Origin of the sequence: Rhizorhapis sp., from assembly GCF_035276005.1 — a bacterium.
Lineage (GTDB): Bacteria > Pseudomonadota > Alphaproteobacteria > Sphingomonadales > Sphingomonadaceae > Rhizorhapis.
In genome coordinates, this window is record NZ_DATEMB010000008.1 from 79,314 (window position 1) to 104,754 (window position 25,441).

Below are 25,441 nucleotides of genomic sequence, written 5' to 3' on the forward strand. Positions count from 1 at the left end.
AAGCTCACTCTCCGGCCTTGAAATTCCGCATGGCGCTCCGCAAATTGCCCTCTGCCTCGGCCAATATTGTCCTGCTTGAGGCAGGGTTTCCGCCGAGCGCGATCAGTGCCGCGAGCTTTATATCGCCATCCGCCTGCGCCAACGCCTCCTGCGCCACCGGAGCGCCGACGCCCGCAATCTCACATATCATGTCAACGGCGCGGCGGCGGAGTTTATCATTTGACGCGCGCATACTGACCATCAAACCCTTGTAGACCCCCCCCAGGCGCAGCATCACGGCAGTGGAAAACAGGTTGAGGGCAATTTTTTGGGCAGTTCCCGCCTTCATCCTGGTGGATCCAGCGATCACCTCCGCGCCCGTGTCCAAAAGGATGGGATGGGTCACCATCTGCAGCAGTGGCGTTCCGCCATTATTGGCAATGCCAATCGTCAGGGCCCCGCCCGGAAGCGCCGCCTGGACAGCAGCAAGGGTATAGGGCGTCCTCCCGCTCGCAGCGAGACCCACGACGACATCATTCGAGCCCGGCCCCAAGCCGAGCATCCCGCCCTCCCCCGCCGCAAAATCATCCTCCGCTCCCTCGACGCTGGAAAGGAGAGCATCGGTCCCGCCCGCGATCAGATAGGCCGTGCGCTCGCTGTCCCAGCCATAGGTGGGGCCTAGTTCGACGCCATCCTGAACCGCTATTCGCGCCGAGGTGCCTGCACCCACATAGATGAGCCGTCCTCTCCGATCGCGAAGCCGCGCGGCCGCCTCGTCAGCGGCCCGCGCGATGGCTTCGGTCTGCGGCAGCACCGCTGCACCCGCGCCAAGCTGGCCTTCCAGCATCGCCATAACGGCTTCACTGGTCGGCCAAAGGTCCAGATCGGCGTAGCGGGCGCCCTTTGCTTCCGTGGACATGACAGTCTCTCCTTGGCCGCAACCGCTCATCAGGATATTCCATCAGATCATGGAATTATATCTCGGAATCGATGCGGGCGGCACCCATACACGGGCAAGGCTCGTGTCCGGGGACGGCCAGGTGCTGGGTACAGGCAAGGGAGGACCAGCCAATACCCCTGCTGGCTTGCCAAGCGGCTTGCTGGCCATTGAGGAGGCCTGGTCGCAGGCGCTTACTCAGGCCGGCCTCGGCCCTGCCAAGATTTCCAGCATATATGCGGGCCTCGGCATGGCCGGGCTCAACCGCCGGGGCGTTCTGGAGGGCCTCAAGGGGCATGTATTCCCCTTCCGCTCCATTGCCTTTGCAAGCGATGCGGCAATTGCCAATCTCGGCGCTCATGCCGGCGGTGACGGCGCAGTCGTTATCGTCGGCACTGGAAGCGTCGGCTTTGCCCGTGTGGGCGAAAGGATATTCACCATCGGCGGCTATGGCTTTCCGGTTTCGGACGAAGGTAGTGGCGCCGAGCTTGGCCTGCGCGCCATCCGCCGGGCGCTATGGGCGCGCGACGGACGCATTGAGCATTCCGCCATGACGCTTGAGGTACTGGACCGGTTCAAGGGTTCCGCCGGGGAAATCGTCGACTGGACAACCCGAGCCACGCCCGCCGACTATGGCGCCTTTGCTCCAATGGTGCTGGACCACGCGACCGCGGGGGACACGATCGCGGAATTGATCGTGCAGGAGTCCGCCAGGCGCGTCGACAACATCATCCGTACCCTTTTCGATCTTGGCGCCCCCCGCTGCTGCATCATGGGAGGGGTGGCGACCAGGATGCGGGATTGGCTCGCCGCCAGCCTTCGCGCGCGTCTGTCCGAACCGCTTGGGGATCCGCTGGACGGCGCGATTCTCCTCGCCCGCACGCGCGCCGCCCAGAAATAATCCGTTTTCCCCAAGCACGCCCGGAACCCTGCCCGGCTTTCCTCCAGATCAAATCCTTTTTTGCAGTCCGTTTCGCAACCGGTTCGCATCTGGTGCGTTGGATGCGCATGAACAAGCATAGCGCCAAAGCCGACTTGAACGAATCGGCGCCGTTGACCGGACCTGCTCTGGGCAACTGGATGCGGACGCTTGTCGACTATGTGCGGTCGGGGGAGCCCGATCTCACCAATCGCCAAATGGCCTTGATGATGATTGTGTACATCATGCCAGGACCGCACACAGTGCGTGGATTGGCTGACCAACTCAATGTTTCGAAGCCTGTCATTACTCGTGCCTTGAACAAGCTGGGTGCTCTCGGCTATCTGCGCCGCGAGCGGGATGAAGCGGACCGCCGCAACATCTTCATAACCAGGACGTCGAAAGGGGCGCATTTTCTTGACGGATTCGAGCGCTTCATCGCTGAACCAAGCGGTGAACATTGGGGTAAAAGGCGGGTCGCAAGCTAAGGCGGGCCGGAGCCGTTTCACTTTGACCGGGCGCTCCATAGCGCTGGACCGGCGGGTCAACGCCATTCGCGGCGACCTGGCGGACGTCGCGCTTGCGGGCCGCTATTTCGCGCCCCATTATTCCTGCCCGCAAGCACTTTCCCTTCGCTTTCCCCGAACGGCGATCCGTTCGAAGGCGGATCCTGAATCGACCGCCGTGTCCGAACTGCTTCATGGCGAATTGTTCCAGGCAATTGACGTCGCGGGTGGCTGGGCCTGGGGATACAGCGCGCACGACCATTATGTCGGCTATGTTCCGGTGTCCCTGTTGGGCGTACCGCTCCAACCCACCCATGTCGTAACGGTGCCAGCGGCTTTGGTCTTTGCAGAGGCCAATATCAAGTCCGCTGAACAGGCGCGGCTGCCCATGGGGAGCCGGGTGGCGGGTGAGGTAGAGGGCAACTTCCTGAAGACAGGCAGCGGCTTCATCCATCTGCGGCACCTTTCGGCCATGGACGCCGTGGAAAGCGACCCAGTCAGCATTGCCGAGCGGCTTACCGGCGCTCCCTATCTGTGGGGCGGCCGCAGCAGCGACGGCGTCGACTGCTCGGGATTGGTTCAACTGTGCCTTTCGCTCTGTGGAGTCGCGGCTCCGCGGGATACCGACCAACAAATGGCGGCGCTGGGGGAAGAGATCGAGCCCGGCGGCGAATTGCGGAGAGGCGACATCATATTTTTCCCGGGCCATGTGGGCTTCATGGCGGACGGCGAGAAGCTGATCCACGCCAATGCTCATTGGATGCAGGTCACCACTGAACCGCTGGCGGATGTCGTGAAGCGGCTGGAGGATGGGCATGCGCTGCCCGTGCTGGCGCGCAGAAGGATCAGCTTATGACGACACAGATATTTATCGACGGCGCCGCTGGCACTACAGGTATCGAGATCCGTGATCGGCTGAAGGGGCGCAGCGAGCTTTCGCTCATCACCCTATCCGACGCCGAGCGGAAAGACGCAGCGGCACGCAAGGCAGCGCTCAACGACGCCGATATAGTGATCCTCTGCCTTCCCGACGATGCGGCGCAGGAGGCAGTGTCGCTGATCGACAATGACCGGACCAAGGTCATCGATGCCTCCACCGCCCACCGGGTAGCTGAGGGCTGGACCTATGGCTTTGCCGAACTGGAGCCCGATATGCGGCAGCGCCTGTCGGGGTCGGCGCGGGTGTCCAATCCAGGATGCTATCCCACCGGCTTTCTGGCGCTGGTGCGGCCGCTTGTCCGGGAGGGGCTGATCCCCGCCGACTGGCCGCTTACCGTCAATGCGGTATCGGGCTATTCGGGCGGCGGCAGGGCGATGATCGCGGAGTTTGAAGCCGGAACCGCGCCTCAGCCCGCCGAAACGGCCTACCGTGCCTATGCGCTGGGCCTTGGGCATAAACATGTGCCTGAGATGCAGCTTCATGCAGGCGTCAAACATGCTCCGCTCTTCACCCCCGCCGTGGCTCGCGTTTACCGGGGTATGCTGGTCGAAGTGCCGTTGCAGCTTTGCGCTATGCCTGGGGCACTCTCGCCCAAGGCGCTGCGCGAGGCGCTGGCGGCTGCCTATGAGGCGTCACCCTTGGTGCGGGTTGCAAGCAGGGAGGACTGCGAAGCCTTGGGCAAGCTTGAAATAGAGCAGGTAGGCGCGACGGACCGGCTGGAGATCTTCGTCTTTGGCAATGAACGCTCGGGTCAGGCGCGGCTGGTGGCGGCCCTTGACAATCTGGGCAAGGGCGCGGCCGGGGCGGCGGTGCAGAACCTTAACATACTCGCGGGATTAGAAGAGACGGCCGGTCTGCGGCTTTAGGGCTGACTGAATGAAGCCGTTCGTCCCGAGCGAAGTCGAGGGATATTGCCTCAGTGCAACGTGTCTCGACACGAACGGAGACGAATGGGCCTGAACAGTCCAGGTGACTTCAATGCACCGTGCCGACCACATCGTCCACTGACAACAGGATGATGAGGCGCTCGATCTGGCGCCAATGGCAGAAGTGAATGTGATTGCCGAGATCCCGGCTGCGATCCGCGCGCGCGGCGGCCTCAAAGCCCGCATTGTCGCCGAAGCGGGAAATCAGGTCCTGGGCATCCTCGAAACTCTTCCGGCTAGACAGATAAGGCACCAGCAATTCACAACTCCCGAAAGATGTCGAAGATCGATCGGGGCAAACCTATTCAACCCGCGTGCCAATTCCCGCGTCCCGCCTATTGCAGCGCAGCATGATGGTCAAAGCGACGTTAGCCAAATGCCAAAGCGGGACATCCATCCCGTTCCGGCACATCTGGTGTCCCATGCTGAACCATGCCAAAGGAGCCCAATGACAGACAAACAGCCAGGCTCGCCTCGGGGCGCGGGCTCCATCATAGCGCTTTTGTGTATAACGGGCGTCATCGCCGGAGGTTTAATGGGCCAGCCGACGATCGGACTGCTGGCGGGGGTCGGCCTGGGCCTTGCCATCGCCCTTGCCATGTGGTTGCGCGACCGGCACAAATAAGACCGCGCCTGCTTGAACGCTGCCGCACAAGCGCATAGTTAGTGCGCCATGCTCAAGCACATATTCATGTTCCTTCTGCTCTGTCTCGCGATCGCGGTCGGGGTCTTCTTCTATCTTTCGCGCGGAGATACGGCGCGGCTAACGGTGGAGCAGCTTTCCGGCCGGGAGCCTCGCATCACTGCCGCCCGGCGTGAAATGGTGCCCACCGTGAAGATCCCCGAAATGACCGGATGGAAAGCGGGTGAAAAGCCCGCCGCCGCAGCGGGCCTGAAGGTGGATCGCTTTGCCGAGGGCTTGGCCCACCCCCGCTCCCTGCTTCGTCTGCCCAATGGCGACATATTGGTCGCGGAAACCGCCAGTCCCCCGCGGGAAGTAGGTGGGGTGACGGGCATCGTCATGCGTTTCCTGATGGGCGAAGCGGCTGCTGATTCGCCTTCTCCGAACCGGATCACGCTGCTGCGCGATGCCGATGGCGATGGCAAGGCCGAAGGGCGGCACGTCCTGCTGCAGGGGCTGAATTCGCCCTATGGCATGGCGCTGGTGAACGGGACGCTTTATGTGGCCAACACTGACGCGCTCATGGCCTTTCCCTATAAGGAAGGGGAGACGAAGATCAGCGGCAAGGGCCGCAAGATATTGAACCTGCCCAAGCAGCAGCCGAACTTCCACTGGACCCGCAGCCTGCTCGCCAGTCCGGACGGATCGCGGCTTTATGTCGGGATCGGGTCCGCCAGCAACATCGCTGAATATGGCCTCGACAAGGAAGACAATCGCGCCGCCATATTGGAGGTCAATCCCCAGACCGGCGATTACAGGATCTTCGCAAGCGGCCTTCGCAATCCCGTCGGGATGGCGTGGAAGCCCGGCAGCGACGAGCTTTGGGCCGTCGTCAACGAACGGGACATGCTGGGCAGCGATCTGGTTCCCGACTATCTGACGCGCGTTGAGTTCGGAGCCTTCTATGGCTGGCCCTGGAATTATTGGGGCGGCTATGAGGATAAAAGGGTCCAGCCCGAGCGGCCTGACCTCAGGGAATATACCCACCGGCCCGACTATGGCCTTGGTGCCCATACTGCTCCGCTGGGCCTGACATTCGCCACTGGCACGAAGTTGGGCGACGGGTTCAGCAATGGCGCTTTTGTGGGACTGCACGGCAGTTGGAACCGCAAGCCGCTTGCCGGTTACAAAGTGGTTTTCGTGAAGTTCGATGCAAAGGGCAAGCCGCAGGGGAAGCCGGTGGACGTTCTTACAGGCTTTCTATCAGGAGAGGATCAGGCCCGCGGGCGTCCGGTCGATGTGATGGTGGATCGCACCGGGGCCTTGATGGTCAGCGATGACATCGGCGGGATTATCTGGCGAGTGAGCAAATAGCCGGTCGAGGCTGTCTTTATTGCCGAAGTTCCGTCGTCCCTGCGAAGGCAGGGACGACGGAACTTAGCTTTTGAGAGTTCCCTTTGCTATGGATAGCTCACCGTCTTGGGCGTTCCCTTGGGGATCGGGATAAACTCCTCCGCATCGCCGGGTATTTTTTCGAACCGCCCCGCTGTCCAGTCCTCGCTTGCGGCCTTGATCCGGTCCTTGCTTGAGGACACGAAATTCCACCATACATGGCGGGGCGTGGAAAAAGCCTCGCCGCCGCACAGCATCACCCGGCCACCGTCAACGCTGCGCAATGTAGCACCCAGGCCGGGGCGAAGGACGTAGAGCGTCATCGGGCTGAGGCGCAGATTGTCGAGCGCCGCGTCCCCTCCCGCAAGGTAAATACCACGCTCCTCCGCGTCGGAATCGATGGGAATGGCGGCGCCGGGCTGAAGGCTGATATCCGCATAGATGGTGTTCGCGTAAGTCGTGACAGGAGCCGTTTCGCCCCAAAGGCTTCCCATGATCACCCGCGCGCGGGCGCGATGCGCCTCTACCACAGGGAGGGCCGTTTCCGGCACATGTTCAAAGGCCGGATCCATCTCCTCCTGCCCATCCGGCAGCGCCAGCCAAGTCTGGATGGCAGAAAGTTTCGCCGCTTTCGCCCGGTCCTCGTCGGGCGAACGCTCGCTGTGGACAATGCCGCTGCCCGCCGTCATCAGATTGACCGCACCCGGCTCGATCAACTGGCACGAACCCAGCGAATCCCGGTGCAGGAAGCTGCCCTCGAACATGTAAGTCACGGTTGCAAGATTGATGTGGGGATGAGGCCGCACGTCGATGCCCTGCCCCTGCTCCAATTTCGCCGGCCCCGCCTGATCGAAAAAAATGAACGGCCCCACCATAGTCCGGTCGCGCGACGGAAGCGCGCGATGAACGCGGAAGTCCCCCAGATCGTGCGTGACAGGCACAATCGTCTGAACGATAGGCAATTCGGTCATGATAGCGTCCCTTATGTGGGTGGTTATTCGCCCGGCGCTTTCGCCTTAATCGCGAGGGCATGGACCTTTTCCGCCAGCACATCGGCAAGCGCCTTGTTCACCATGCGCTGACGGCTGACACGGCTCTGTCCCGCAAAGGCGGCCGCAACGATTTCGACTGTGAAGTGGCTTTCCCCCGTGCCGTCATCGCCCATATGGCCGCGATGCTGGGCGCTGTCATTTATGACGGCGAGGTGCAGGGGAGACAGGGCGGATTGCAGCCTTTGTTCGATTTCTGTGGCCACGGGGCCTTTTGATGATTGGGTCATCGGTCCTATATATCTTCTTTGGTTTCTCTTTTAAGCATGTATCGGCACAATTTTGGCAGGCAATCCAACAGAGCAAAGGGTGAGGCAAGGCCGCTTTCACGGGCGCGTCGGCGGACGGGAGCAACCCTGCGCCGTCGCGGGCTGCGAGGAAGCGGGCGAATTTCGCGCGCCTCCCGAAGGGGGCCGCGAGGGCCGTTCGGATGATCCCGGCGCATGGCGCTGGCTGTGCCTGGATCATGTGCGTGCATTCAACCAGGGCTATAATTATTTTGCGGGCATGACGGCCGAAGAAATTCATGCGGCGCAGCGGCCCTATGCCGGTTGGGAGCGCGAGACACGGGCTTTCTCATCGAACGCCGCCTCCCCGTCTCCCCGCTGGCAGGATTTTACTGATCCACTGGATGCCATCGGCGCAAGGTTTCAGGAGAGGCTGAAGGAAGCGCGAGCACGCCAGGATGACAAGCCCCTGTCTGGCGATGACCGCAAGGCACTGCAAACACTTGGGCTACCACCCGATGCGGACAGAAAGGCTTTGCGGGCCCGCTATACCGAATTGGTCCGTAAATATCATCCAGACAAAAATGGTGGGGACCGGAGTTTTGAGAAGGCTTTGCAGGATGTGATTTCTGCCTATACCCACCTGAAAAAGGCTCCGGCCTTTGCCTGAGCGCATTATTTAGCGCACTGGAAGCCACAATAGGGTGCACTGCAAAATATCGACATGCTCCGCCAAAGTGCGTTAGGGCGGAAGGACATTCAAAGTGAGACTCACATGACCGATATCCCGAACGCCCAGCCCGACACGCGCGCCGAGACGCTGATGGACGCGCCCGACCGGATGATCGATGTGCGCAAGTGCTTTGGCATCGACATCGACCTGGAGGTGCCAGCCTTCTCTCAAGCTGATGAGCGCGTGCCGGACATCGATCCCGCCTATGTGTTCGATCCCGACACCACGATGGCGATCCTTGCAGGCTTCTCGCACAATCGCCGCGTGATGGTTCAAGGCTATCATGGCACTGGCAAATCGAGCCATATCGAGCAAGTGGCGGCCCGGCTGAACTGGCCCTGCATCCGCATCAATCTGGACGCTCATATCAGCCGTATCGACCTTGTCGGCCGCGACGCGATCGTCCTGCGCGACGGCCAGCAGGTGACGGAGTTCAAGGAGGGACTGCTTCCCTGGGCGCTCCAGCATCCGGTGGCCCTGGTTTTCGACGAATATGACGCGGGCCGTCCGGACGTGATGTTCGTGATCCAACGCGTCCTGGAAACAGACGGCAAGATGACGCTGCTCGACCAGAACAGGGTCATCCGGCCGAACCGCTGGTTCCGCCTGTTCGCGACGTCAAACACGATCGGGCTGGGCGATACGACCGGCCTCTATCATGGCACCCAACAGATCAACCAGGGCCAGATGGACCGCTGGAACCTCGTCGTGACATTGAACTATCTGCCCGCCGTGACCGAGGCGCAGATCGTGCTGGCCAAATCCGGCGAATATGATCATGAGGGCGGCAAGAAGACTGTCGAAAACATGATCAAGGTGGCGGATCTGACCCGTCGCGGTTTCATCAATGGCGATATCTCGACCGTGATGAGCCCGCGCACCGTCATTAGCTGGGCCCAGAACGCCCTCATCTTCAACAGCGTGGGCTTTGCCTTCCGCCTGTCCTTCCTCAACAAATGCGACGAGGCGGAACGGACGCTGGTGGCGGAATATTATCAGCGGGTGTTCGGCGAAGACCTGCCTGAGAGCGTTGTGGGGCGTGCCGGATAAGTGACCCAACGCTCTGCCCTGGATGAGTTCAAAACTGTTCTCGGCGGCGCGGCGCGGGCGGTGGCTGCGGACCCCGAGGTGGAGTTGAACTTCAGCGCGGACCCGCCGCATAGTGCGGGAAAGCACATCCGCGTGCCCATGCCCGCCCGTAGCCTGCCCCCCGATCAGGTCGCCCAAGCGCGCGGCTTTGCCGACGGCTACGCTCTGAAGGTCCGCCATCATAATGCGGCGCTGCACGCACGGGGCGCCCCGGCGGATGCCATCGCCCGCTCGGTTTTCGATGCCGTGGAGCAGGCACGGGTAGAGGCGATCGGTTCACGGCAGATGGCCGGGGTTGCCGCCAATCTTAATCACGCGCTCGACATGCGGATGCGTTCCGACCCGATCAGCCGGGCCCGGGGCAAGAATGAGGTGCCGCTGTCGACGGCAGTGGGCTTGATCGTGCGCGAGCGGCTCACCGGGCAACATCCCCCCGAAAGCGCCCGGGCCGGTGTCGAACTGGTGCGTGAATGGATCGAGGACAAGGCCGGCTCCGATCTCGACGCTCTAGGTCTAGCCCTCGACGATCAGCAGGCGTTCCAGAAACTCAGCACCGCATTGCTTGAACATCTTGAACTGGTTGATGCCGAAGTTCCGCCGGAGCAGGCCGAAGATGAAGGGTCCGAGGAGCAAGAGCAGGAAGGCGAAGACGAGCAGGATGGCGACCAGGATCAGGAGGGCCAAGGCGACAGCGACCAGTCTGTAGATTCCCGCCAGCAGCAGGATAAGGGCGAAGGCGACCAGACCGAAACGGAATATAGCGAGGAGTTCGATTCGGACGCCGAGAGCGACGCGGGCGACATGGGCGAGGAGGGCATGATGCCCGTCCGTCCCAACCGCCCGCCCGCGGACCTCAATGCCCAGTTCGACTACAAGATCTGGTCGACCACCTATGATGAAATCATCGCTGCGGACGAACTGTGCGACGAGGACGAACTCAATCGGCTGCGCGGGTTCCTCGACCAGCAACTGGTGCATATGCAGGGGGCCGTCACCAAGCTCGCCAACAGGTTGCAGCGGCGGCTGATGGCGCAGCAGCTCCGCTCCTGGGATTTCGATCAGGAGGAAGGGTTGCTCGACGCAGCACGTCTCGCTCGGGTGGTGGTCAATCCCACGCACAGCCTGTCCTACAAGGCAGAGCGGGACACCGAATTCCGCGACACAGTGGTGACATTGCTGATCGACAATTCAGGCTCCATGCGCGGCCGCCCGATCAGCATTGCCGCGATCAGCGCGGACATCCTTGCCCGGACGCTGGAACGCTGCGGCGTCAAGACGGAGATATTGGGCTTCACCACCCGCGCCTGGAAGGGCGGGCAATCGCGCGAAGACTGGCTGGCCGCCGGCCGTCCGCCGCAGCCCGGACGTCTCAACGACCTGCGCCACATCATCTACAAGAAGGCGGACGAGCCCTGGCGCCGCGCAAGACGCAATCTTGGCCTCATGATGCGGGAAGGGTTGCTCAAGGAGAATATTGACGGCGAAGCGCTGCTTTGGGCCCATAATCGCCTCATCGGCCGCGTAGAGGACCGCCGTATCCTGATGGTCATCAGCGACGGCGCGCCCGTGGACGACAGCACGCTTTCGGTCAACAGCGGCACCTATCTGGAGCGCCATCTGCGTCAGGTGATCGACTGGATCGAAAACCGCTCGCCCGTCCAGCTTATTGCGATCGGCATCGGCCACGACGTGACCCGCTATTATAGGCGTGCGGTCACGATCATGGACGCCGAACAGCTCGGCGGCACCATGGTCGAGCAACTCGCCAGCCTGTTCGACGAGGACTAAGTGCCCCCTTCCTCCGTCGTCCCTGCGCAGGGACGACGGAGTAAGGGGGAACGGATTTATGCAAGACGCTTTCGCTGGCCGCTTACCCAACTTTCGACCAAATATTGATTTTGCGGGCAGGCTTGTTGAACTTTCAACAGGGCGTTGATTTTGTCCGCCGACACCCCCAAAGACTCCCCCATGACCGAGACCCCCACCGGAGCGCCGCTGCGCCTCTTCAACAGCCTAACGCGCCAGATCGAGCCCTTTGTGCCGATCACCCCCGGCCATGTGCGGGTCTATAGCTGCGGCCCGACGGTCTACAACTATGCCCATCTTGGAAACCTGCGCGCCTATGTCTTCACCGACACGCTGCGCCGTACCTTGCTCTGGAAGGGGTATGAGGTCACGCACATCATCAATATCACGGATGTCGGGCACCTGACTTCAGACGCGGATGCGGGCGACGACAAGATGGAAGCGGCTGCGAAGGCGCAGGCGAAAAGCATTTGGGATATCGCTGCTCACTACACGGCTGCTTTCAAGCAGAATATCGGCGATCTCAACATCATTGAACCGGCCAAATGGTCCGTGGCGACGGATCATATCGGCGATATGCTCACCTACGCCGAACGCATTGCGCCAGAACATTGCTATCAGCTTGAGAGCGGCCTTTATTTCGACAGCACCAGCGTTCCTGATTATGGCGCGCTGGCGGGCGGGCGCGATGACGCGGCCCATGCCCGCATCGAAGCCGTCGAGGGCAAGCGCCATCCGAGCGACTTCGCCATCTGGCGCAGGTCCGCTCCGGGCGAACTGCGGCAAATGGAATGGGACTCGCCTTGGGGCAAGGGCGCGCCGGGCTGGCATCTCGAATGCTCGGTCATGAGCATGAAATATCTGGGCGAGCAGTTCGACATCCATACCGGCGGGATCGACCATCGCGAAATTCATCACCCCAACGAAATCGCGCAGAACCAGGCCTATACCGGCACCGCGAAGACCGGCGCCAACTGGTGGATGCACAATAATTTCCTGGTCGACCGTGGCGGCAAGATGTCCAAGTCAAAGGGCGGTTTCACCACCCTTTTCTCGCTGATCGACCGGGGCGTCCATCCCCTCGCCTACCGCCTCTTGTGCCTGTCGGCGCATTACCGGAGCGAACTGGAATTCTCGCCTGAAACTCTGATGGCCGCTCTCACGCGGCTCAAGCGCATGATCATGGCCGTCGAGGGGCTGAAGGCGCGGGCGGAAGAAACGGCGTGGCAATCGCAGGACAGAGCGGCACTGGTTACCGGCCTCCATCCAAAGCTCCAGCCACTGCTTGAACAATTCGACGCAGCACTCAGCGACGATCTCATGGTTCCGCGCGCCCTGCCCCTGCTGGAGGAGGCGCTGTCGATGAAGAAGGTTCCGGTGGACGACAAGCTCCGCCTTGCCGCCGCCATGGATCTGGCACTCGGCCTCAAACTGCTGACGATCAGCCGCGCTGACCTGCGCTTCCGGCCGAAGGATGCCATCCTCTCCGAGGAGGAGATTGAGGCAGAGCTCGACCGCCGCCAGACCGCTCGGGTGGCGAAGGACTTCGCCACCTCCGACGCCATCCGCGACGCCCTGGCCGTAAAGGGTGTCGAAGTGATGGACGGCGATCCGTTGCGCTGGGAATGGGCGGTGGTGCTGGATTGACGGCAAAAACGGGGGAAAGTGAAACGTTCCACCTGACCTGTTTTTCGTCGTCCCTGCGTAGGCAGAGACGACGGCTGTTTTTCCTCAACGACCGTAAGGATCGACCTTACCTACCGCTCACCGAATTTCCGCACCGCGCCCTTATGCGCGCCTACATTCTTCCGTCGGCGGAAGGGGCGCTTGGGCTGGCCTTCGCCTTCGGGGCGGGGACCTTCCTGTCGGTGGGCGCGGTCAGGGCGGCCCCGGCTTTCGGTGTGAGCGCGAGGACGATCGTCCCTTGCTCTCTGCCCCTCGGGCCGGCCGCCGGACTTGCGGGCGGGAGCCGGCTTGGGAAGATTGCGCACTGCTTCAGCAAAATTCTCGGGCAGCGGCACGATCTCGCACCGCACGCGCGTTGTCCGCTCGATCTGCTTTAGATATTGCCGCTCATCATCGGCGACAAAGCTGATCGCGATGCCCTCTGCCCCGGCGCGCGCGGTGCGGCCGATGCGATGGACATATTGCTCAGGGACATTGGGCAGCTCGAAATTGATCACATGGGAAACGCCGGAAACGTCGATCCCCCGCGCCGCGATATCCGTCGCGACGAGCAGCCGCACCCGGCCCTGGCGGAAAGCCTGGAGCGCCGTTGTCCGCTGGCCCTGGCTCTTGTTGCCGTGAATGGCGACGGATTCGATCCCTGCACCTTCCAGGAAACGCACCACCCGGTCGGCCCCGTGCTTGGTGCGGGTGAAGATGAGCGCCCGGTCAATGGGTTCGCTCTTGACGGTCAGTGTCAGCAGCGCCTGCTTTTCGGCCTGGCTTACATAGGTGGCGAACTGACGCACCCGTTCTGCCGTGGTTGATTGGGGAGCGACGCTGACCTTCACCGGATCGGTAAGGAAGCGGTCCCCAAGCTCGGCGATCGCCTTGGGCATGGTGGCGGAAAAGAACAGGCTCTGCCGCTTGCGGGGCAACAGCTTGTCGATCCGCTGCAAGGGCTGGATGAAGCCGAGATCCATCATCTGATCCGCCTCGTCGAGCACGAAAATCTCGACGTCGCGCAGGTGGAATGCCTTTTGATCAATGATGTCGAGCAGACGGCCGGGCGTTGCGACCAGAATGTCCACTCCGGCCTGAAGCTTCTTGATTTGCCGCCCGATGGGTACCCCACCGAACACGGTCTCCACCGACAGGTGCATGAAACGGGCATAAGTGCGGAAACTTTCCGCGATCTGCGCTGCCAGTTCGCGGGTCGGGGAGAGCACCAGCATGCGGCAGCTTGCAAGCGGCCTGGGCTTCGGATTTTCATGAAAATAGTGCAGCGACGGCAGCGCGAAAGCCGCCGTCTTACCGGTGCCGGTCTGCGCGATGCCGCAAAGGTCCTTGCCTTCCAGAAGCGGCGGAATGGCCTGCTTCTGGATGGGGGTAGGATCATTGTAATTTTTGGCCGAAAGGGCCTTCAAAATGGGCTCGGCAAGGCCAAGATCCGTGAAATTGGTCAACTGTGTTTACTCTCAAACAGGCGGGAACCTGGCCACAGGCCCAGTCCGGGCGTGCGTCCAAGCTTCGCGGGTAACGAAACGACCCGCGTGAAAGGGAAGCCTCAAAGCAATGCGCCTAGTCATTGGCCGGTCCGCTTTATCTCAAGCGGGCGATCACGCTGCCAATTGCTCCAGAGCGGTCCTCCGCTCTTTGCTGCGCGGCGCTGCATATGGCTGAGTCATGGGTGGATTGCAAGGCTGGAAGTCAAGGCTTTGGGAAGAAGTGCAAAATGGCTGGGCTCGGCTATCTCCAATTCGGTCCCAATCCGTAAAAACCGGAGCCGGAAAAAAGCTATGCCAGTCACATGGCGAGCACCCGGCGCAAGCAAAGCCTGGCCAGCGGGCAAATGGTTCCCGCCACAGAGATCGTGCGGCACTTCTCGGTCTGGCAGGACCGCAGCAATGAACAGCCAGTAACCATCCTCCACCATGGACGCCCCCGCTCCATATTATTGTCGCTGGAACGCTATGGCGAATTGCTTGCGGCACAAGGCAGCCAGGACGAACGGGAGGCAAGGCTGCGGGCGCAACTCGACATAGTGCTCGCGACGATTCCCGGTCTCTTCATCCAGTTCGATCAGGATCAGAATGTCGTGCGGATCAATGGCGCGGCCGCGGCCTTCTTCCAACGCAACCCTGCGGACATTGCCGGGCTTGCGCTCCATGAGCTTTTCCCTGGGGAAGCCGGTCGCCGGATCGCCAGTTCCGCCAAGAAGATGCTCGGGAGCGGACTGGGCGGCAGCATGACCATCGCTTTGACAGCGGGCGGTCATCACCAGGCGGAAATTGTTCCCTTCCCCGGCGGGGGCGCCTTTTTCGCCACGAACATTACCTCAACAACGGAAACAGAAGAGCTGAATGCCCGGCGGCAGGCCCAGGAACAATTATTGTCGATGATGCGTGGCTGCGCAGTGGGTGAGATCGACATTGAGGGGAGGCTTATCCAGATCCACTCCTCATTGACCCGTTTGCTCCGCCTACGCGCGGTCGATCTCGCCGGAGCGGCCTTTTGCGGACTGTTTCAAGAAGATTCGCGGCGGCGGTGCGAATTGCATGTTTCGCATGTACTGGCGGGCAAAGGACCGGTCTGCTGCCGCGCCGACATCGTCACGCGTGACCGGGGTGCAGTATCAATCCGCCTTTTCCTGGCACCCATGCAGATGCACGACAAGATCAAATCGGTCCTCTTTTCGATACTGGACGACTCCATGGGGGCGCTTCCCATGCGCTGAGGGGGCCGCAGAAATCCCTACTTGATCCTTGTGGCCCACGGCCCCAAATAGCAGCCATGCTGATAGAAACCGAAGCCACGCCCAATCCGGCGACCCTGAAATTCCTCCCCGGCCGAAAGGTCATGGACATGGGCACGCGCGATTTTGCGACTCCTGAAGAGGCCGAAGCCTCTCCGCTTGCCGACGCGCTTTTCTCGCTTGGCGACGTGCAAGGCGTTTTTTTCGGAAGCGATTTCATCTCGGTAACCGCAGCGCCCGGCGTCTCGTGGAGCGACTTGAAGCCCGATGTGCTCGGCATCTTGCTGGACCATTTCTCAGCGAACATGCCGCTGTTCAGGCCCGGGACGGCAGGAGGCATCGACGTGCCGGCCGATGATCAGGACTTTGAAGACGATCCAGCCGATGCAGAGATTGTTGAGCAGATCAAGGAACTGATCGAAACGCGCGTCCGCCCGGCAGTCGCCAATGACGGGGGCGACATCATCTATCGCGGCTTCGACAAGGGGAAAGTCTATCTCCGCATGCAGGGGGCCTGTTCAGGCTGTCCTTCCTCCACCGCCACGCTCAAAAATGGCATCGAGCAGCTTCTGAAGCATTATGTACCGGAAGTAACAGAAGTCCGGGCCGTGTGACGGCGCGAAACGAACATAGAAAAGGGGACGCAGATTGAACCAGCCGATTTCCGCCGAGGCACGCGCTCAACTCTTTACCGAAGCCCGCACTTTCAACGGCTATCTGGACAAGCCGGTCGCCACGGAAACCCTCCATGCCATCTGGGACCTGATGAAATGGGGGCCCACCTCGGCTAACCAGTTGCCCGCCCGGTTGGTGTGGTGCGTCAGCAGCGCGGCCAAGGAAAAGCTTGCCGCCTGCGCAAGCGCCAATAACGCGCCCAAAATATTGAAGGCGCCAGTGAGCGTCATTATCGGAATGGACGAGAATTTCCACGAACATCTGCCAGAGCTTTACCCGGCAGTGGACGCGAAAAGCTGGTTTGAAGGCAACACGGAGTTGCGGCGGCAATCCGCTTTTCGCAACAGCACGCTCCAGGGCGCCTACTTCATTATGGCGGCGCGGACATTGGGGCTTGGCACCGGCCCCATGTCAGGCTTTGACAACGCAAAGGTCGATGCTGCGTTTTTCGCTGACCAGCCGAGCTACAAGTCCAACTTCATTTCCACGCTCGGCTATGGCGACCCTGGCTCCGTCCGCCCGCGGGGGCCGAGGCCGGAATTTGGAAAATTCAATCGCATCGATTAACTGGCTCGGGATGGATCGAGTCTGAGGATGGCGCTTGCGGACGTTGGTGATTGATACGGCGACTGAGGCTTGTTCGGTCGCGCTATTCGACGACGGAGCGCTTGTGGCGCAGAATCATGTGGTCGTTGGCCGTGGCCATGCCGAACGTCTTTTGCCAATGATTGCTGCCCTGCCGGACCAAGGCAAAGCGGAACGCATCGCCGTGGACGTGGGACCGGGCAGCTTTACCGGCGTCCGCATCGGTATTGCGGCAGCGCGTGCACTGGCCTTCGCCTGGAATAGCGAGCTGACCGGATATAGCGCCCTTTCGATGATCGCAGCGGCTGTTCGGTCCGAGGGTTGTGGCGAGAAGGACATTGCAGTCGCTATAACGGGCGGCCATGGAGAGCTCTTCTGGCAGATATTTGAACGAAAACAGCTTCAGCCGCTGAGTGAGCCGGCATCCACGCCCATTACGGAACTGGCCCGCACCCTGAGCGAACATCATGTCTTTGGCACCGGCGCTGCAGCATTGGTGGACGCGCGCGGTGCCGGCGAAGCAATTTCGCGCCATCCTGACGCCGCCAACTACCCTATCCTGCCAACATCCCTCGCAACTCTGCCGCCGCGTCCCATCTATGGCCGTGGGGCGGATGCCCGCCCGATGGCATGAGCGAAATCCCTCCCCCAATCCTCTGCAGGGCCGGCGTCCAGTCCGATCTGAGCGCCATCATGGGGGTCATGGAAAGAGCCTTCGACCCCATGTACGGAGAGGCTTGGACGCGATCCCAGGTGGAAGGCATGCTCGATATGCCGGGAAGTTGGATGACCGTTGCCGTTGCAGGCGAACGGATCGTCGCCTTCAGCCTGATGCGCTCGATTTTGGATGAAGCCGAACTGCTTCTGTTGGCCGTCGATCCTGAGTGGCAAAGGAAAAAGGTGGGCCGGACGCTGCTGCTGGATACTATTTCCGCGGCCAAGTTGCGGAACATCGGCCTTGTACATTTAGAGGTGCGCGCCACAAACAAGGCGATTGATTTGTACCGCTCCGCAGGTTTTGTGCATAGCAATACTCGCCGGGCCTACTATCGGGGACGGGACGGCCAGCTCTTTGATGCTCATAGCTTTACGATGAACTTGGCGGACCAGAACAAAAAGGCTTGAAATTCCAAGCGTAAAAAGTTATTCGGGTAATTGCCTAAATATTTGCCGTGTAGAAGCACGGCAGGGGTCGCCAAGAAATCATAAAGGAGCTTCAAGATGGAAGAACAGTCCGCTCAGGGCGAAATGCTGATCACCCTAACTTCGGATATCGTTGCCGCCCATGTGTCGAATAACAGCGTAGCCGTCTCGGATCTGCCGCTGCTCATTCAGAATGTATATGGAGCGTTGTCGCAACTGTCCGGCACGCCAGCCGCCCCTGAAGTGAAACAGGAGCCAGCCGTTTCCGTTCGCGCGTCAGTGAAGCCCGATTATATTGTCTGCCTGGAAGACGGCAAGAAGTTGAAGATGCTGAAGCGTCACCTGATGACCCACTATCAGATGACGCCTGAAGATTACCGCCTGAAATGGAATCTTCCGGCCGATTATCCGATGGTCGCGCCCAACTATGCCGAACAGCGCCGTAGCCTGGCCAAGAAGATCGGGCTTGGCACGAAACGCCGCCGCAGGACGAAGTAATCTTTCGTACAGGAATGTTCTCGGGAGGCGGGGCGTCATATATGCGTCCCGCCCTTGCCCATTTGCCGCCTTTCCGGCGGAAGCAAAAAGGACTAGTCCTGACCATGTTCAGGAATCGGACTGCGAGTGGTAATGAATCGGAAAATTGACGTTGAAGCGCTCTGTGCGGAAAAGGGTCTGCGGATTACCGAGCAGCGCCGGGTGATCGCGCGTGTCCTGTCGGAGGCGGAGGATCATCCCGACGTCGAAAAACTTCACGAACGTGCCAATGCGATCGATCCTGGCATTTCGATCGCGACCGTCTATCGCACGGTCCGCCTTTTCGAAGAGGCCGGTATTCTGGAGCGGCATGACTTCGGCGACGGCCGGGCGCGCTATGAAGCCGCGCCTGAATCTCATCACGATCACCTGATCGATGTCGAAACCGGCAATGTCATAGAATTTGTCGATCCAGAACTGGAGCAACTCCAGCGGCGGATAGCGGAGAAGCTGGGCTTCCGCCTGGTCGACCACCGGATGGAACTATATGGCGTGTCGATCGACCGCAAGAGTTGAGCAGAGTTCGAGCCTAGTTGCGCATGGTCCTCCCTGCCAAGCTGGGGTATATATTCATCAGCGATCATAAGATAATCGGATGACGGGGACAGGAACGAATTGCCGGCCATGAAAGCAAAGCTGCGCCGCATGCGGCGTATCATCCTGCTCCTTTTCAGCCTGATCCTCTGCCTTCCCCCGCATCTTTTCTGCCGCTTGATCCGGCGTCCCTCGCACTGGCCCTCCCGCTTCCTGGCTCTGGGGGCCTTTTCGGCGGGCGCTCGGGTGCGTGTCGCGGGAAGGCCGCTCGGCCATGACGCCTTCTATGTCAGCAATCATATAAGCTGGATCGACATATTGGCGCTTGGCGGCCGTGGAGGCTGCGCCTTTGTGGCGCATGACGGCATCGCCGGCTGGCCGGTCATTGGCTGGCTCGCCGAGCAGAACCATACCATCTTTGTGTCCCGTGAAGCCCGCCGCCACGTCCACCGCCAAGTGGACCAGCTTCGGGAGGCCCTCGCCAGTCATCAGCCCATCGCCATCTTTCCTGAAGGGACCACCGGCGATGGCACAGCGCTTTTGCCGTTCAAACCCTCGCTTCTGGCGGTGATGGCCCCTCCCCCGCGCGACATGCTGGTGCAACCCGTATTTATCGACTATGGGGACGCCGCGCCGGAAATCGCCTGGTTCAATAATGAGCCTGCAGGAGCAAATGCGAGCCGCATTCTTGGCAGGAAAGGCTATCTGCCGGTCACGCTGCGCTTTCTGGAACCTTTCGACCCGCGCGACTTTCCGAACCGGAAGGCGATCGCAGCGGAGGCGCAAAAAAGGATCGCCGCCTGCCTGCCGCCTATCGCGGCGGACATGGCCCATGTATAGATGAATGAAGATGACTCGCGAAAAACCGAAAACTTTCCACGTCAAATCCTTCGGCTGCCAGATGAATGTCTATGATGGCGAGCGCATGGCCGAAATGCTCGCTGCCGAAGGAATGACCGCAGCAGAGGAAGGTGCCGAGGCGGACTTCGTGGTCCTTAACACCTGCCATATTCGGGAAAAGGCGGCTGAAAAGGTCTATTCCGATATTGGCCGGCTGCGCAGGGAAGATGGCACGCGGCCTATGATCGCTGTGGCGGGCTGCGTGGCCCAAGCGGAAGGCGCGGAAATTCCTCGCAGGGCGCGGGATGTCGATATCGTTGTGGGGCCGCAGGCCTATCACCGGCTGCCGGGCCTTATCGAAAAGGCGCAGCAGGGCGAAATGGCGCTCGATACCGACATGCCGGCCCAGTCCAAATTCGGAGCGCTTCCCGACCGCACCGCTCAAAAGCGGCCTACCGCTTTCCTGACGGTCCAGGAGGGCTGCGACAAGTTCTGCACATATTGCGTGGTGCCCTACACGCGCGGGGCGGAAATCAGCCGCCCCTGGCAGGCCATCATGGATGAGGCAAAGGCCCTCATCGACGGCGGCGTCAGGGAGATCACGCTGCTCGGGCAGAACGTCAACGCCTGGAGCGTCGAGGACTGCAAGGGGCACAGCCAGGGGCTGGACGGCCTGATCCGAGCGCTCGACCGCCTGCCTGGACTCGAGCGGATCCGCTACACCACCAGCCATCCCAATGACATGACCGATGGCCTTATCGCCGCACATGGCGAGGTGGAAAAGCTGATGCCCTATCTCCACCTGCCGGTGCAGGCGGGAAGCGACCGCATTCTCAAGGCCATGAACCGCAGCCATAGTGCGGCAAGCTACCTCACCGTGCTCGACAAGGTGCGCAGGGTGCGGCCGGACATAGCGCTGTCGGGCGACTTCATCGTGGGTTTCCCGGCGGAAACGGAAGAAGATTTCGAAGCCACGCTGCAAATTGTCCGGGACGTGCGCTACGCCCACGCCTTTTCCTTCAAATACAGCCCACGCCCGGGCACGCCAGCCGCAACCATGGAAGAGCAGGTTCCGGCGGCCATCATGGACGAGAGGCTTCAACGCTTGCAGACGCTGCTCAACCAGCATCAACTGGAGTTCAACCAGGCGACGGTCGGCAGGACCACCACGCTGCTGCTCGAGCGTCCCGGCCGCCTTCCGGGCCAGCTTGTCGGCAAGTCGCCCTGGCTCCAATCGGTTCATGTGCAGGGCGAAGGCGCGGCCATTGGCGACATGATCGAGGTCGACATAGTTTCAGCGGGTCCCAACAGCCTGCATGGCGAATTGAAGAAGAGGAAAGCTGCCTGATGCCAGAATTCCGTCGTTCCCGCGAAGGCGGGAACCCATCTCCCGACACCGCCCCTTTGCCGAATGTTCAGGAGATGGCTTCCCGCCCTCGCGGGAATGACAAAGAGGAAGGAGGCCAGCGCTAATGGCGAAGAAGCAGGTGCAGGCAGAAGCCGGCGATCGCGGGCGCCTTGAGGTCACCTTTGACAAGCCGCAGCTTCTGGGCGCGCTGTTCGGCGAATATGACCAGAATCTTGTGGCAATCGAGAACCGGCTCGGCGTCTATATCGCTGCGCGGGGCAACAAGCTGCAGATAGAGGGCGATGCCGAGGCGACCGCCCGCGCCCGCGACGTGCTGACGGGTCTCTACAATCGCCTTATGAAGGGCCAGGAAATTGACGGCGGCGCGGTCGAGGCCGTGATTGCGATGTCCGCCGAACCCACGCTCGACGGCATCATCCGCACCGATGTCAGCCAGCCGCCAACGGTCATGATCCGCACGCGCAAGAAGACAATCGTCCCGCGCTCTGCCACCCAGATCCGCTACATGGAGGCGCTTGCCCGGGATCAAGTGATTTTCGCCCTTGGCCCCGCTGGCACCGGAAAGACCTACCTGGCGGTCGCACAGGCAGTGAGCCAGCTCATCACAGGATCGGTTGACCGCCTCATCCTTTCCCGGCCCGCAGTCGAGGCGGGGGAACGGCTGGGCTTTCTGCCAGGCGACATGAAGGACAAGGTGGATCCCTATCTCCGCCCGCTCTATGACGCGCTCTACGACACGCTTCCCGCCGAGCAGGTCGAGCGCCGCATCGCGAGCGGAGAGATCGAGATCGCTCCCCTCGCCTTCATGCGCGGACGGACGCTCGCCAACGCCTTCATCATTCTGGATGAAGCGCAGAACACATCCACGGCGCAGATGAAGATGTTCCTCACCCGTTTCGGCGAGAATAGCCGGATGGTCGTTTGTGGCGATCCCAAGCAGGTAGACCTGCCGGTGCCGGGCGCATCCGGCCTTGCCGACGCCGTCGGCAAGCTGGAGGGGATCGACGGCATTGCCACGGTCCGCTTCGGCGCGTCCGATGTCGTCCGCCATCCGATCGTCGGCCGTATCGTCGAAGCCTATGAGGGCAAGGATGCTTGAAATTGCCGTGCAGAATGACGGCGTATGGCCCGGAGATACGGATTGGGACGACATCGCCGCCAGAGCGGTAACGGCGGCGATCGCGCATAGCCCCTATGCTGAATATATCGGCATGGAGGCGATGTTCGAAATCGCGGTAAAACTCACCAGCGATGCGGAAGTGCAGCAGTTGAATGCCCAATACCGGGGCAAGAATCAGCCTACGAACGTGCTTTCCTTTCCTCTGGTGCAGGCTGATCTTCTGGAGGCCCAATGCAATAGCGATGACGGCGAGGTCCTGCTCGGCGACATCGTGCTGGCGCGCTGCGTCTGCATACGCGAGGCGGCCGAAAAGAATATTTCAGTTGCCGATCACGCTGCACATCTTATTGTTCACGGGACTTTCCATTTGCTGGGCTATGACCATATGGAAGACGCCGAGGCGGAGGCAATGGAGGCGCTTGAAACCGAAGCTCTCCGCTCCATCGGCATATCCGACCCCTATGGCGACAGATAAAGGACGCAAGATACTCAATGGCTGACGACAGTAGCCAAGCCGGCCAGAAAGAGCCGGACAGTAGCGAAGGCGGGCGATTATGGCGGGGCCTTCGATCCCTGCTTTTCGGAGATGAAAGCGAGCACTCCCTCCGCAAGGAGCTGGAAGAAGCCATCGACGAATATGATGAGGAAGATGACGGCGCCAAGCCCACCAATGGCGACCTGACCTCGCTGGAGCGCCAGATGCTCCGCAATCTGCTGCATTTCAGCGAGCATACGGTAGATGACGTCGCCGTGCCGCGTGCGGACATGATCGCCATCGAGGAAAGTGCCAGCTTCGATGAGCTGGTCGCCCTGTTCGCCGAAGCGGGCCACAGCCGCATCCCGGTCTATAAGGAGAGCCTCGACACAATTGTGGGCATGATCCACATCCGCGACGCCTTCACCATCCTTGCGAGCAGAGAGGAGCCACCCAAAAGCCTTTCTTCACTTATAAGGCAGCCGCTTTATGTGCCCGAAACCATGGGCGTGCTGGACCTGCTCGCCGAGATGCGCGCAAAGCGGACGCACCTTGCCATCGTGCTTGACGAATATTCCGGCACCGAGGGGCTCGTCACGATCGAGGACCTGGTCGAGGAGATCGTTGGGGATATTGAGGACGAGCATGACGAGACGCCAGAGGCGCTCCTGATCCCCTGCGATGACGGCCTGTGGGAAGCCGACGCCCGCGCGGAACTGGACGATGTGGCTCGCGACATCGATTCCGCGCTGGGACAGGTCGATGAGGATGTGGATACGCTGGGCGGCCTCGCTTTCATCATTGCGGGCCATGTACCCCAGCCCGGGGAGGTGCTGACCCATGAGGAAAGCGGCTGGCGGCTGGAGATTTTGGAAGGCGATCCGCGGCGCGTGACCCGGCTGCGGTTACACCCGCCGGCCCGGGACGAAGAGCTGGAATAAGCGCAAAACAAGTGCAGCGTGCAGTAAATCAGCACCACCTCTTTCGCGTTTGCCCTCAGCTTGTCGAAGCTTCCCTTTTTGTGGGCTTCGACAAGCTCAACCCGAACGGAGGCGGGGTGATTCCGACTTCAGGCACTTCGTGAACCGTCGTCCCTGCCTGAGCAGGGACGACATCGAGCTTTGCGAAACAAGCTCAGGGATTGCAGTGCTTCCGATCCACATAGACCCGGCGGTCATCCTTCACATAATAGCAATCGCCGCGCTCGTCCCAGTAATAGCGGCGGCCATCCGAAGTGACGGCGCCGATCACACCACCTGCGACGGCGCCCGCCGCCGCGCCTTCACCGACGCTGACGCCCGGAATTACGGCGCCAGCCACGGCGCCACCGGCGGCGCCCACGCCCGCACCAACCGCTGTATCCCGCAAGGTACGGTCATTGGTTGAGCAGGCGCCCAGGGAAAGACCAGCCGCGACAATCAGCCCCGGCACGATGAACCTGCGCATGAGAATTCTCCTCTCGCATTTCTGGACAGCGCCATTCCGGCGCTCGCAGAGCACCACTTGTGGCGTTTATGCGTGACCAACGGAGATGAGCGGAGGATCGTTCCGCAAAATGCGTCATGCCGTGCCTGCAATGCCGGAGCGTGAAGACGTTCGCTTCCTGAGCAGGCTTTCTTCTTCTTGCGTCTTCCAGCGCGGGCGGGAATCCACATCCAGAGCTATCCGTCTGATTTATGGCGAGCGTTAGATGCCCGCCTTCGCGGGAATGACGAAAAATGGGCAGGTAAACCGAGTCTGCTAGCCCCCTCTTCCTCCCCTCTCTCCCCTGCGCCAAAGGAACCCGGCTGACGGGGAGGCGTTGGTTCGACATGACTACGATACGCGCACTCGACCTTTTACGGGGCGCGTCGGTCCAGACGCTTATGGGCGTGGCCGTCCTTACGGGCGCTACCGGAGGATTGGGCCTTGCCGCCTATACCACTGGCGGCAATCTGCATGACCGGCTCATGGACAATGTTCGCCCCGTTATAGAGCTTGTCGGCAATCCCTATGCCGCAGAGGCAGACTTGCCTGCGGGAGCAGTGGAGGGCGGCGGCATTCCGGCGGACCAGATCCGCTGCCGTGGCTGTGGGCCCAGCATCCGGGAAAGGCTATGGGGCGAGCCCTTCCATGCGGTTTATGACGAACCGCCAGCATATGAGGATCCCTATTACGACACCTCGGCCAACCCTGATGCCTTGAGCGGAGAAGCGAGCGGAGAGGCACTTGAGGACCAACATCCGCCGGTGCCGCATGCCGATGGGACGCCGCTGCCAGCCGATCCTGCCACACAGGGGACGGTGGCGATCATTCAACGGGACGGCCTTGTCAGAATGGAGGAAATCCAGGGCTATCCCTGAGCCCGGACCGGCATTTTCGGACGTTCCTTCAGGATCAGCCAGCGATAAACCCCGAACAGATTGGTGAGCAGCAGCACTATATTCTGCCACAGCAAAGCGTCCTCTCCGTCCCGCATCCCTGCGATGATCCAGGCGACGGAACTGGTGGCAAAGAGGACGAAGGCCCAGCCTGTGATCCTTCGGCCGAGATTTGATGCAATCACGATGGCGGCGAGCATGCCCGTAAGGCTGGCATACCAGCCGAAAAACCCGTCCATTGAATCTGCCTTTCCTTAA

At 61.2% G+C, this 25,441-nt stretch carries 30 protein-coding genes; 23 read left to right on the top strand and 7 right to left on the bottom strand.

Features of this window, described 5'->3' with window-relative positions:
• Positions 1 to 4: 4 nt before the first annotated feature.
• Positions 5 to 898: an N-acetylmuramic acid 6-phosphate etherase gene (locus VJS46_RS02850; protein ID WP_324057828.1), complete on the bottom strand. Its 894-nt coding sequence runs from the start codon at positions 896 to 898 to the stop codon at positions 5 to 7.
• A 49-nt stretch (positions 899 to 947) separates the two neighbouring features.
• Between VJS46_RS02850 and VJS46_RS02855 the strand changes: the two genes are divergently transcribed.
• The 4 genes from VJS46_RS02855 (at position 948) to argC (ending at position 4,147) form a co-directional block, all read left to right on the top strand.
• Positions 948 to 1,817 (top strand): BadF/BadG/BcrA/BcrD ATPase family protein, encoded by an 870-nt coding sequence (locus VJS46_RS02855; RefSeq protein WP_324057829.1) that lies wholly within the window; start codon positions 948 to 950, stop codon positions 1,815 to 1,817.
• 107 nt (positions 1,818 to 1,924) lie between these two features.
• A complete protein-coding gene (locus tag VJS46_RS02860; protein ID WP_324057830.1) occupies positions 1,925 to 2,323 on the top strand; it encodes a MarR family winged helix-turn-helix transcriptional regulator in 399 nt (132 codons plus the stop codon).
• Between the two features lie 22 nt (positions 2,324 to 2,345).
• The gene (locus tag VJS46_RS02865) at positions 2,346 to 3,197 is read left to right on the top strand and encodes a C40 family peptidase (RefSeq protein WP_324057831.1); all 852 of its coding nucleotides are present in this window, start codon (positions 2,346 to 2,348) and stop codon (positions 3,195 to 3,197) included.
• Positions 3,194 to 4,147, top strand: a complete 954-nt coding sequence (argC, locus tag VJS46_RS02870; protein ID WP_324057832.1) for an N-acetyl-gamma-glutamyl-phosphate reductase — start codon at positions 3,194 to 3,196, stop codon at positions 4,145 to 4,147. The genes VJS46_RS02865 and argC overlap by 4 nt, the downstream gene beginning before the upstream one ends.
• Before the next feature lie 109 nt (positions 4,148 to 4,256).
• Here argC and VJS46_RS02875 read toward each other — a convergent pair whose 3' ends face one another.
• The gene (locus VJS46_RS02875; protein WP_324057903.1) at positions 4,257 to 4,460 is read right to left on the bottom strand and encodes a hypothetical protein; all 204 of its coding nucleotides are present in this window, start codon (positions 4,458 to 4,460) and stop codon (positions 4,257 to 4,259) included.
• Between the two features lie 195 nt (positions 4,461 to 4,655).
• On the opposite strand from VJS46_RS02875, the gene VJS46_RS02880 reads away from it, so the two are divergent.
• The gene (locus VJS46_RS02880) at positions 4,656 to 4,832 is read left to right on the top strand and encodes a hypothetical protein (protein WP_324057833.1); all 177 of its coding nucleotides are present in this window, start codon (positions 4,656 to 4,658) and stop codon (positions 4,830 to 4,832) included.
• A 48-nt stretch (positions 4,833 to 4,880) separates the two neighbouring features.
• Entirely contained in the window at positions 4,881 to 6,203 is a 1,323-nt protein-coding gene (locus VJS46_RS02885) for a sorbosone dehydrogenase family protein (RefSeq protein WP_324057834.1), read from the top strand.
• Positions 6,204 to 6,289: 86 nt separating this feature from the next.
• Here the strand turns inward: VJS46_RS02885 and VJS46_RS02890 are convergent, their stop codons facing one another.
• Together VJS46_RS02890 and VJS46_RS02895 are read right to left on the bottom strand one after the other, a co-directional pair.
• The gene (locus tag VJS46_RS02890) at positions 6,290 to 7,192 is read right to left on the bottom strand and encodes a pirin family protein (RefSeq protein WP_324057835.1); all 903 of its coding nucleotides are present in this window, start codon (positions 7,190 to 7,192) and stop codon (positions 6,290 to 6,292) included.
• A 23-nt stretch (positions 7,193 to 7,215) separates the two neighbouring features.
• Positions 7,216 to 7,500, bottom strand: coding sequence for a BolA family protein (locus VJS46_RS02895; RefSeq protein WP_324057836.1), 285 nt, complete (start codon positions 7,498 to 7,500; stop codon positions 7,216 to 7,218).
• Positions 7,501 to 7,579: 79 nt separating this feature from the next.
• Here VJS46_RS02895 and VJS46_RS02900 point away from each other — a divergent pair, with 79 nt between their 5' ends.
• The 4 genes from VJS46_RS02900 (at position 7,580) to cysS (ending at position 12,772) form a co-directional block, all read left to right on the top strand.
• Positions 7,580 to 8,167, top strand: coding sequence for a J domain-containing protein (locus VJS46_RS02900; protein ID WP_324057837.1), 588 nt, complete (start codon positions 7,580 to 7,582; stop codon positions 8,165 to 8,167).
• 105 nt (positions 8,168 to 8,272) lie between these two features.
• Positions 8,273 to 9,280: a cobaltochelatase subunit CobS gene (gene cobS, locus VJS46_RS02905; RefSeq protein ID WP_324057838.1), complete on the top strand. Its 1,008-nt coding sequence runs from the start codon at positions 8,273 to 8,275 to the stop codon at positions 9,278 to 9,280.
• Positions 9,281 to 11,107 carry a cobaltochelatase subunit CobT gene (cobT, locus tag VJS46_RS02910; protein ID WP_324057839.1) on the top strand — a complete coding sequence of 609 codons (1,827 nt, stop codon included), beginning with the start codon at positions 9,281 to 9,283 and terminating at the stop codon, positions 11,105 to 11,107.
• A 180-nt stretch (positions 11,108 to 11,287) separates the two neighbouring features.
• Complete coding sequence (gene cysS, locus VJS46_RS02915) at positions 11,288 to 12,772, top strand: cysteine--tRNA ligase (RefSeq protein ID WP_324057840.1); 1,485 nt, start codon at positions 11,288 to 11,290, stop codon at positions 12,770 to 12,772.
• Positions 12,773 to 12,882: 110 nt separating this feature from the next.
• Here the strand turns inward: cysS and VJS46_RS02920 are convergent, their stop codons facing one another.
• Entirely contained in the window at positions 12,883 to 14,256 is a 1,374-nt protein-coding gene (locus tag VJS46_RS02920) for a DEAD/DEAH box helicase (protein ID WP_324057841.1), read from the bottom strand.
• Positions 14,257 to 14,600: 344 nt separating this feature from the next.
• Here VJS46_RS02920 and VJS46_RS02925 point away from each other — a divergent pair, with 344 nt between their 5' ends.
• The 12 genes from VJS46_RS02925 to VJS46_RS02980 all read left to right on the top strand — a co-directional run bounded on the left by VJS46_RS02925 (position 14,601) and on the right by VJS46_RS02980 (position 23,764).
• On the top strand, positions 14,601 to 15,527 hold the full coding sequence (locus tag VJS46_RS02925) for a PAS domain-containing protein (RefSeq protein WP_324057842.1): 927 nt from the start codon (positions 14,601 to 14,603) through the stop codon (positions 15,525 to 15,527).
• A 56-nt stretch (positions 15,528 to 15,583) separates the two neighbouring features.
• A complete protein-coding gene (locus tag VJS46_RS02930; RefSeq protein WP_324057843.1) occupies positions 15,584 to 16,159 on the top strand; it encodes a NifU family protein in 576 nt (191 codons plus the stop codon).
• A 34-nt stretch (positions 16,160 to 16,193) separates the two neighbouring features.
• Positions 16,194 to 16,787: a malonic semialdehyde reductase gene (locus VJS46_RS02935; protein WP_324057844.1), complete on the top strand. Its 594-nt coding sequence runs from the start codon at positions 16,194 to 16,196 to the stop codon at positions 16,785 to 16,787.
• Between the two features lie 34 nt (positions 16,788 to 16,821).
• The gene (tsaB, locus tag VJS46_RS02940) at positions 16,822 to 17,439 is read left to right on the top strand and encodes a tRNA (adenosine(37)-N6)-threonylcarbamoyltransferase complex dimerization subunit type 1 TsaB (protein ID WP_324057845.1); all 618 of its coding nucleotides are present in this window, start codon (positions 16,822 to 16,824) and stop codon (positions 17,437 to 17,439) included.
• An 89-nt stretch (positions 17,440 to 17,528) separates the two neighbouring features.
• A complete protein-coding gene (locus tag VJS46_RS02945) occupies positions 17,529 to 17,930 on the top strand; it encodes a GNAT family N-acetyltransferase (RefSeq protein ID WP_324057904.1) in 402 nt (133 codons plus the stop codon).
• Between the two features lie 96 nt (positions 17,931 to 18,026).
• Positions 18,027 to 18,446, top strand: coding sequence for a MucR family transcriptional regulator (locus VJS46_RS02950; RefSeq protein ID WP_324057846.1), 420 nt, complete (start codon positions 18,027 to 18,029; stop codon positions 18,444 to 18,446).
• 132 nt (positions 18,447 to 18,578) lie between these two features.
• Positions 18,579 to 19,001: a Fur family transcriptional regulator gene (locus VJS46_RS02955; protein WP_324057847.1), complete on the top strand. Its 423-nt coding sequence runs from the start codon at positions 18,579 to 18,581 to the stop codon at positions 18,999 to 19,001.
• 129 nt (positions 19,002 to 19,130) lie between these two features.
• Positions 19,131 to 19,859 (top strand): lysophospholipid acyltransferase family protein, encoded by a 729-nt coding sequence (locus tag VJS46_RS02960; RefSeq protein ID WP_324057848.1) that lies wholly within the window; start codon positions 19,131 to 19,133, stop codon positions 19,857 to 19,859.
• 10 nt (positions 19,860 to 19,869) lie between these two features.
• Positions 19,870 to 21,207 carry a tRNA (N6-isopentenyl adenosine(37)-C2)-methylthiotransferase MiaB gene (gene miaB / locus VJS46_RS02965; RefSeq protein WP_324057905.1) on the top strand — a complete coding sequence of 446 codons (1,338 nt, stop codon included), beginning with the start codon at positions 19,870 to 19,872 and terminating at the stop codon, positions 21,205 to 21,207.
• A gap of 124 nt (positions 21,208 to 21,331) precedes the next feature.
• Positions 21,332 to 22,327, top strand: coding sequence for a PhoH family protein (locus VJS46_RS02970; protein WP_324057849.1), 996 nt, complete (start codon positions 21,332 to 21,334; stop codon positions 22,325 to 22,327).
• Positions 22,320 to 22,823, top strand: coding sequence for an rRNA maturation RNase YbeY (ybeY, locus tag VJS46_RS02975; RefSeq protein WP_324057850.1), 504 nt, complete (start codon positions 22,320 to 22,322; stop codon positions 22,821 to 22,823). Before VJS46_RS02970 ends, ybeY begins: the two co-directional genes overlap by 8 nt.
• A gap of 17 nt (positions 22,824 to 22,840) precedes the next feature.
• A complete protein-coding gene (locus tag VJS46_RS02980; RefSeq protein ID WP_324057851.1) occupies positions 22,841 to 23,764 on the top strand; it encodes a hemolysin family protein in 924 nt (307 codons plus the stop codon).
• Positions 23,765 to 23,957: 193 nt separating this feature from the next.
• Here VJS46_RS02980 and VJS46_RS02985 read toward each other — a convergent pair whose 3' ends face one another.
• Positions 23,958 to 24,269 (bottom strand): hypothetical protein, encoded by a 312-nt coding sequence (locus tag VJS46_RS02985; protein WP_324057852.1) that lies wholly within the window; start codon positions 24,267 to 24,269, stop codon positions 23,958 to 23,960.
• A 365-nt stretch (positions 24,270 to 24,634) separates the two neighbouring features.
• On the opposite strand from VJS46_RS02985, the gene VJS46_RS02990 reads away from it, so the two are divergent.
• Complete coding sequence (locus tag VJS46_RS02990) at positions 24,635 to 25,165, top strand: hypothetical protein (RefSeq protein WP_324057853.1); 531 nt, start codon at positions 24,635 to 24,637, stop codon at positions 25,163 to 25,165.
• On the opposite strand, the gene VJS46_RS02995 is transcribed toward VJS46_RS02990, so the two are convergent.
• Positions 25,156 to 25,422 carry a hypothetical protein gene (locus VJS46_RS02995; RefSeq protein WP_324057854.1) on the bottom strand — a complete coding sequence of 89 codons (267 nt, stop codon included), beginning with the start codon at positions 25,420 to 25,422 and terminating at the stop codon, positions 25,156 to 25,158. The genes VJS46_RS02990 and VJS46_RS02995 overlap by 10 nt on opposite strands.
• Between the last annotated feature and the right edge of the window lie 19 nt (positions 25,423 to 25,441).

Excerpts from the sequence above, each read along its gene's own strand:
- VJS46_RS02895 (WP_324057836.1), bottom strand. The coding sequence starts at position 7,500 with ATGACCCAATCATCAAAAGGCCCCGTGGCCACAGAAATCGAACAAAGG.
- VJS46_RS02985 (WP_324057852.1), bottom strand. The coding sequence starts at position 24,269 with ATGCGCAGGTTCATCGTGCCGGGGCTGATTGTCGCGGCTGGTCTTTCC.
- VJS46_RS02890 (WP_324057835.1), bottom strand. The coding sequence starts at position 7,192 with ATGACCGAATTGCCTATCGTTCAGACGATTGTGCCTGTCACGCACGAT.
- cobS (WP_324057838.1), top strand. The coding sequence starts at position 8,273 with ATGACCGATATCCCGAACGCCCAGCCCGACACGCGCGCCGAGACGCTG.
- VJS46_RS02950 (WP_324057846.1), top strand. The coding sequence starts at position 18,027 with ATGGAAGAACAGTCCGCTCAGGGCGAAATGCTGATCACCCTAACTTCG.
- VJS46_RS02860 (WP_324057830.1), top strand. The coding sequence starts at position 1,925 with ATGAACAAGCATAGCGCCAAAGCCGACTTGAACGAATCGGCGCCGTTG.
- VJS46_RS02980 (WP_324057851.1), top strand. The coding sequence starts at position 22,841 with ATGGCTGACGACAGTAGCCAAGCCGGCCAGAAAGAGCCGGACAGTAGC.
- VJS46_RS02955 (WP_324057847.1), top strand. The coding sequence starts at position 18,579 with ATGAATCGGAAAATTGACGTTGAAGCGCTCTGTGCGGAAAAGGGTCTG.
- cysS (WP_324057840.1), top strand. The coding sequence starts at position 11,288 with ATGACCGAGACCCCCACCGGAGCGCCGCTGCGCCTCTTCAACAGCCTA.
- VJS46_RS02945 (WP_324057904.1), top strand. The coding sequence starts at position 17,529 with ATGTACGGAGAGGCTTGGACGCGATCCCAGGTGGAAGGCATGCTCGAT.
- VJS46_RS02925 (WP_324057842.1), top strand. The coding sequence starts at position 14,601 with ATGGCGAGCACCCGGCGCAAGCAAAGCCTGGCCAGCGGGCAAATGGTT.
- VJS46_RS02960 (WP_324057848.1), top strand. The coding sequence starts at position 19,131 with ATGCGGCGTATCATCCTGCTCCTTTTCAGCCTGATCCTCTGCCTTCCC.
- VJS46_RS02850 (WP_324057828.1), bottom strand. The coding sequence starts at position 898 with ATGTCCACGGAAGCAAAGGGCGCCCGCTACGCCGATCTGGACCTTTGG.
- ybeY (WP_324057850.1), top strand. The coding sequence starts at position 22,320 with ATGCTTGAAATTGCCGTGCAGAATGACGGCGTATGGCCCGGAGATACG.
- VJS46_RS02885 (WP_324057834.1), top strand. The coding sequence starts at position 4,881 with ATGCTCAAGCACATATTCATGTTCCTTCTGCTCTGTCTCGCGATCGCG.
- VJS46_RS02930 (WP_324057843.1), top strand. The coding sequence starts at position 15,584 with ATGCTGATAGAAACCGAAGCCACGCCCAATCCGGCGACCCTGAAATTC.
- VJS46_RS02990 (WP_324057853.1), top strand. The coding sequence starts at position 24,635 with ATGACTACGATACGCGCACTCGACCTTTTACGGGGCGCGTCGGTCCAG.
- VJS46_RS02880 (WP_324057833.1), top strand. The coding sequence starts at position 4,656 with ATGACAGACAAACAGCCAGGCTCGCCTCGGGGCGCGGGCTCCATCATA.
- VJS46_RS02995 (WP_324057854.1), bottom strand. The coding sequence starts at position 25,422 with ATGGACGGGTTTTTCGGCTGGTATGCCAGCCTTACGGGCATGCTCGCC.
- VJS46_RS02855 (WP_324057829.1), top strand. The coding sequence starts at position 948 with ATGGAATTATATCTCGGAATCGATGCGGGCGGCACCCATACACGGGCA.
- argC (WP_324057832.1), top strand. The coding sequence starts at position 3,194 with ATGACGACACAGATATTTATCGACGGCGCCGCTGGCACTACAGGTATC.
- VJS46_RS02970 (WP_324057849.1), top strand. The coding sequence starts at position 21,332 with ATGGCGAAGAAGCAGGTGCAGGCAGAAGCCGGCGATCGCGGGCGCCTT.
- miaB (WP_324057905.1), top strand. The coding sequence starts at position 19,870 with ATGACTCGCGAAAAACCGAAAACTTTCCACGTCAAATCCTTCGGCTGC.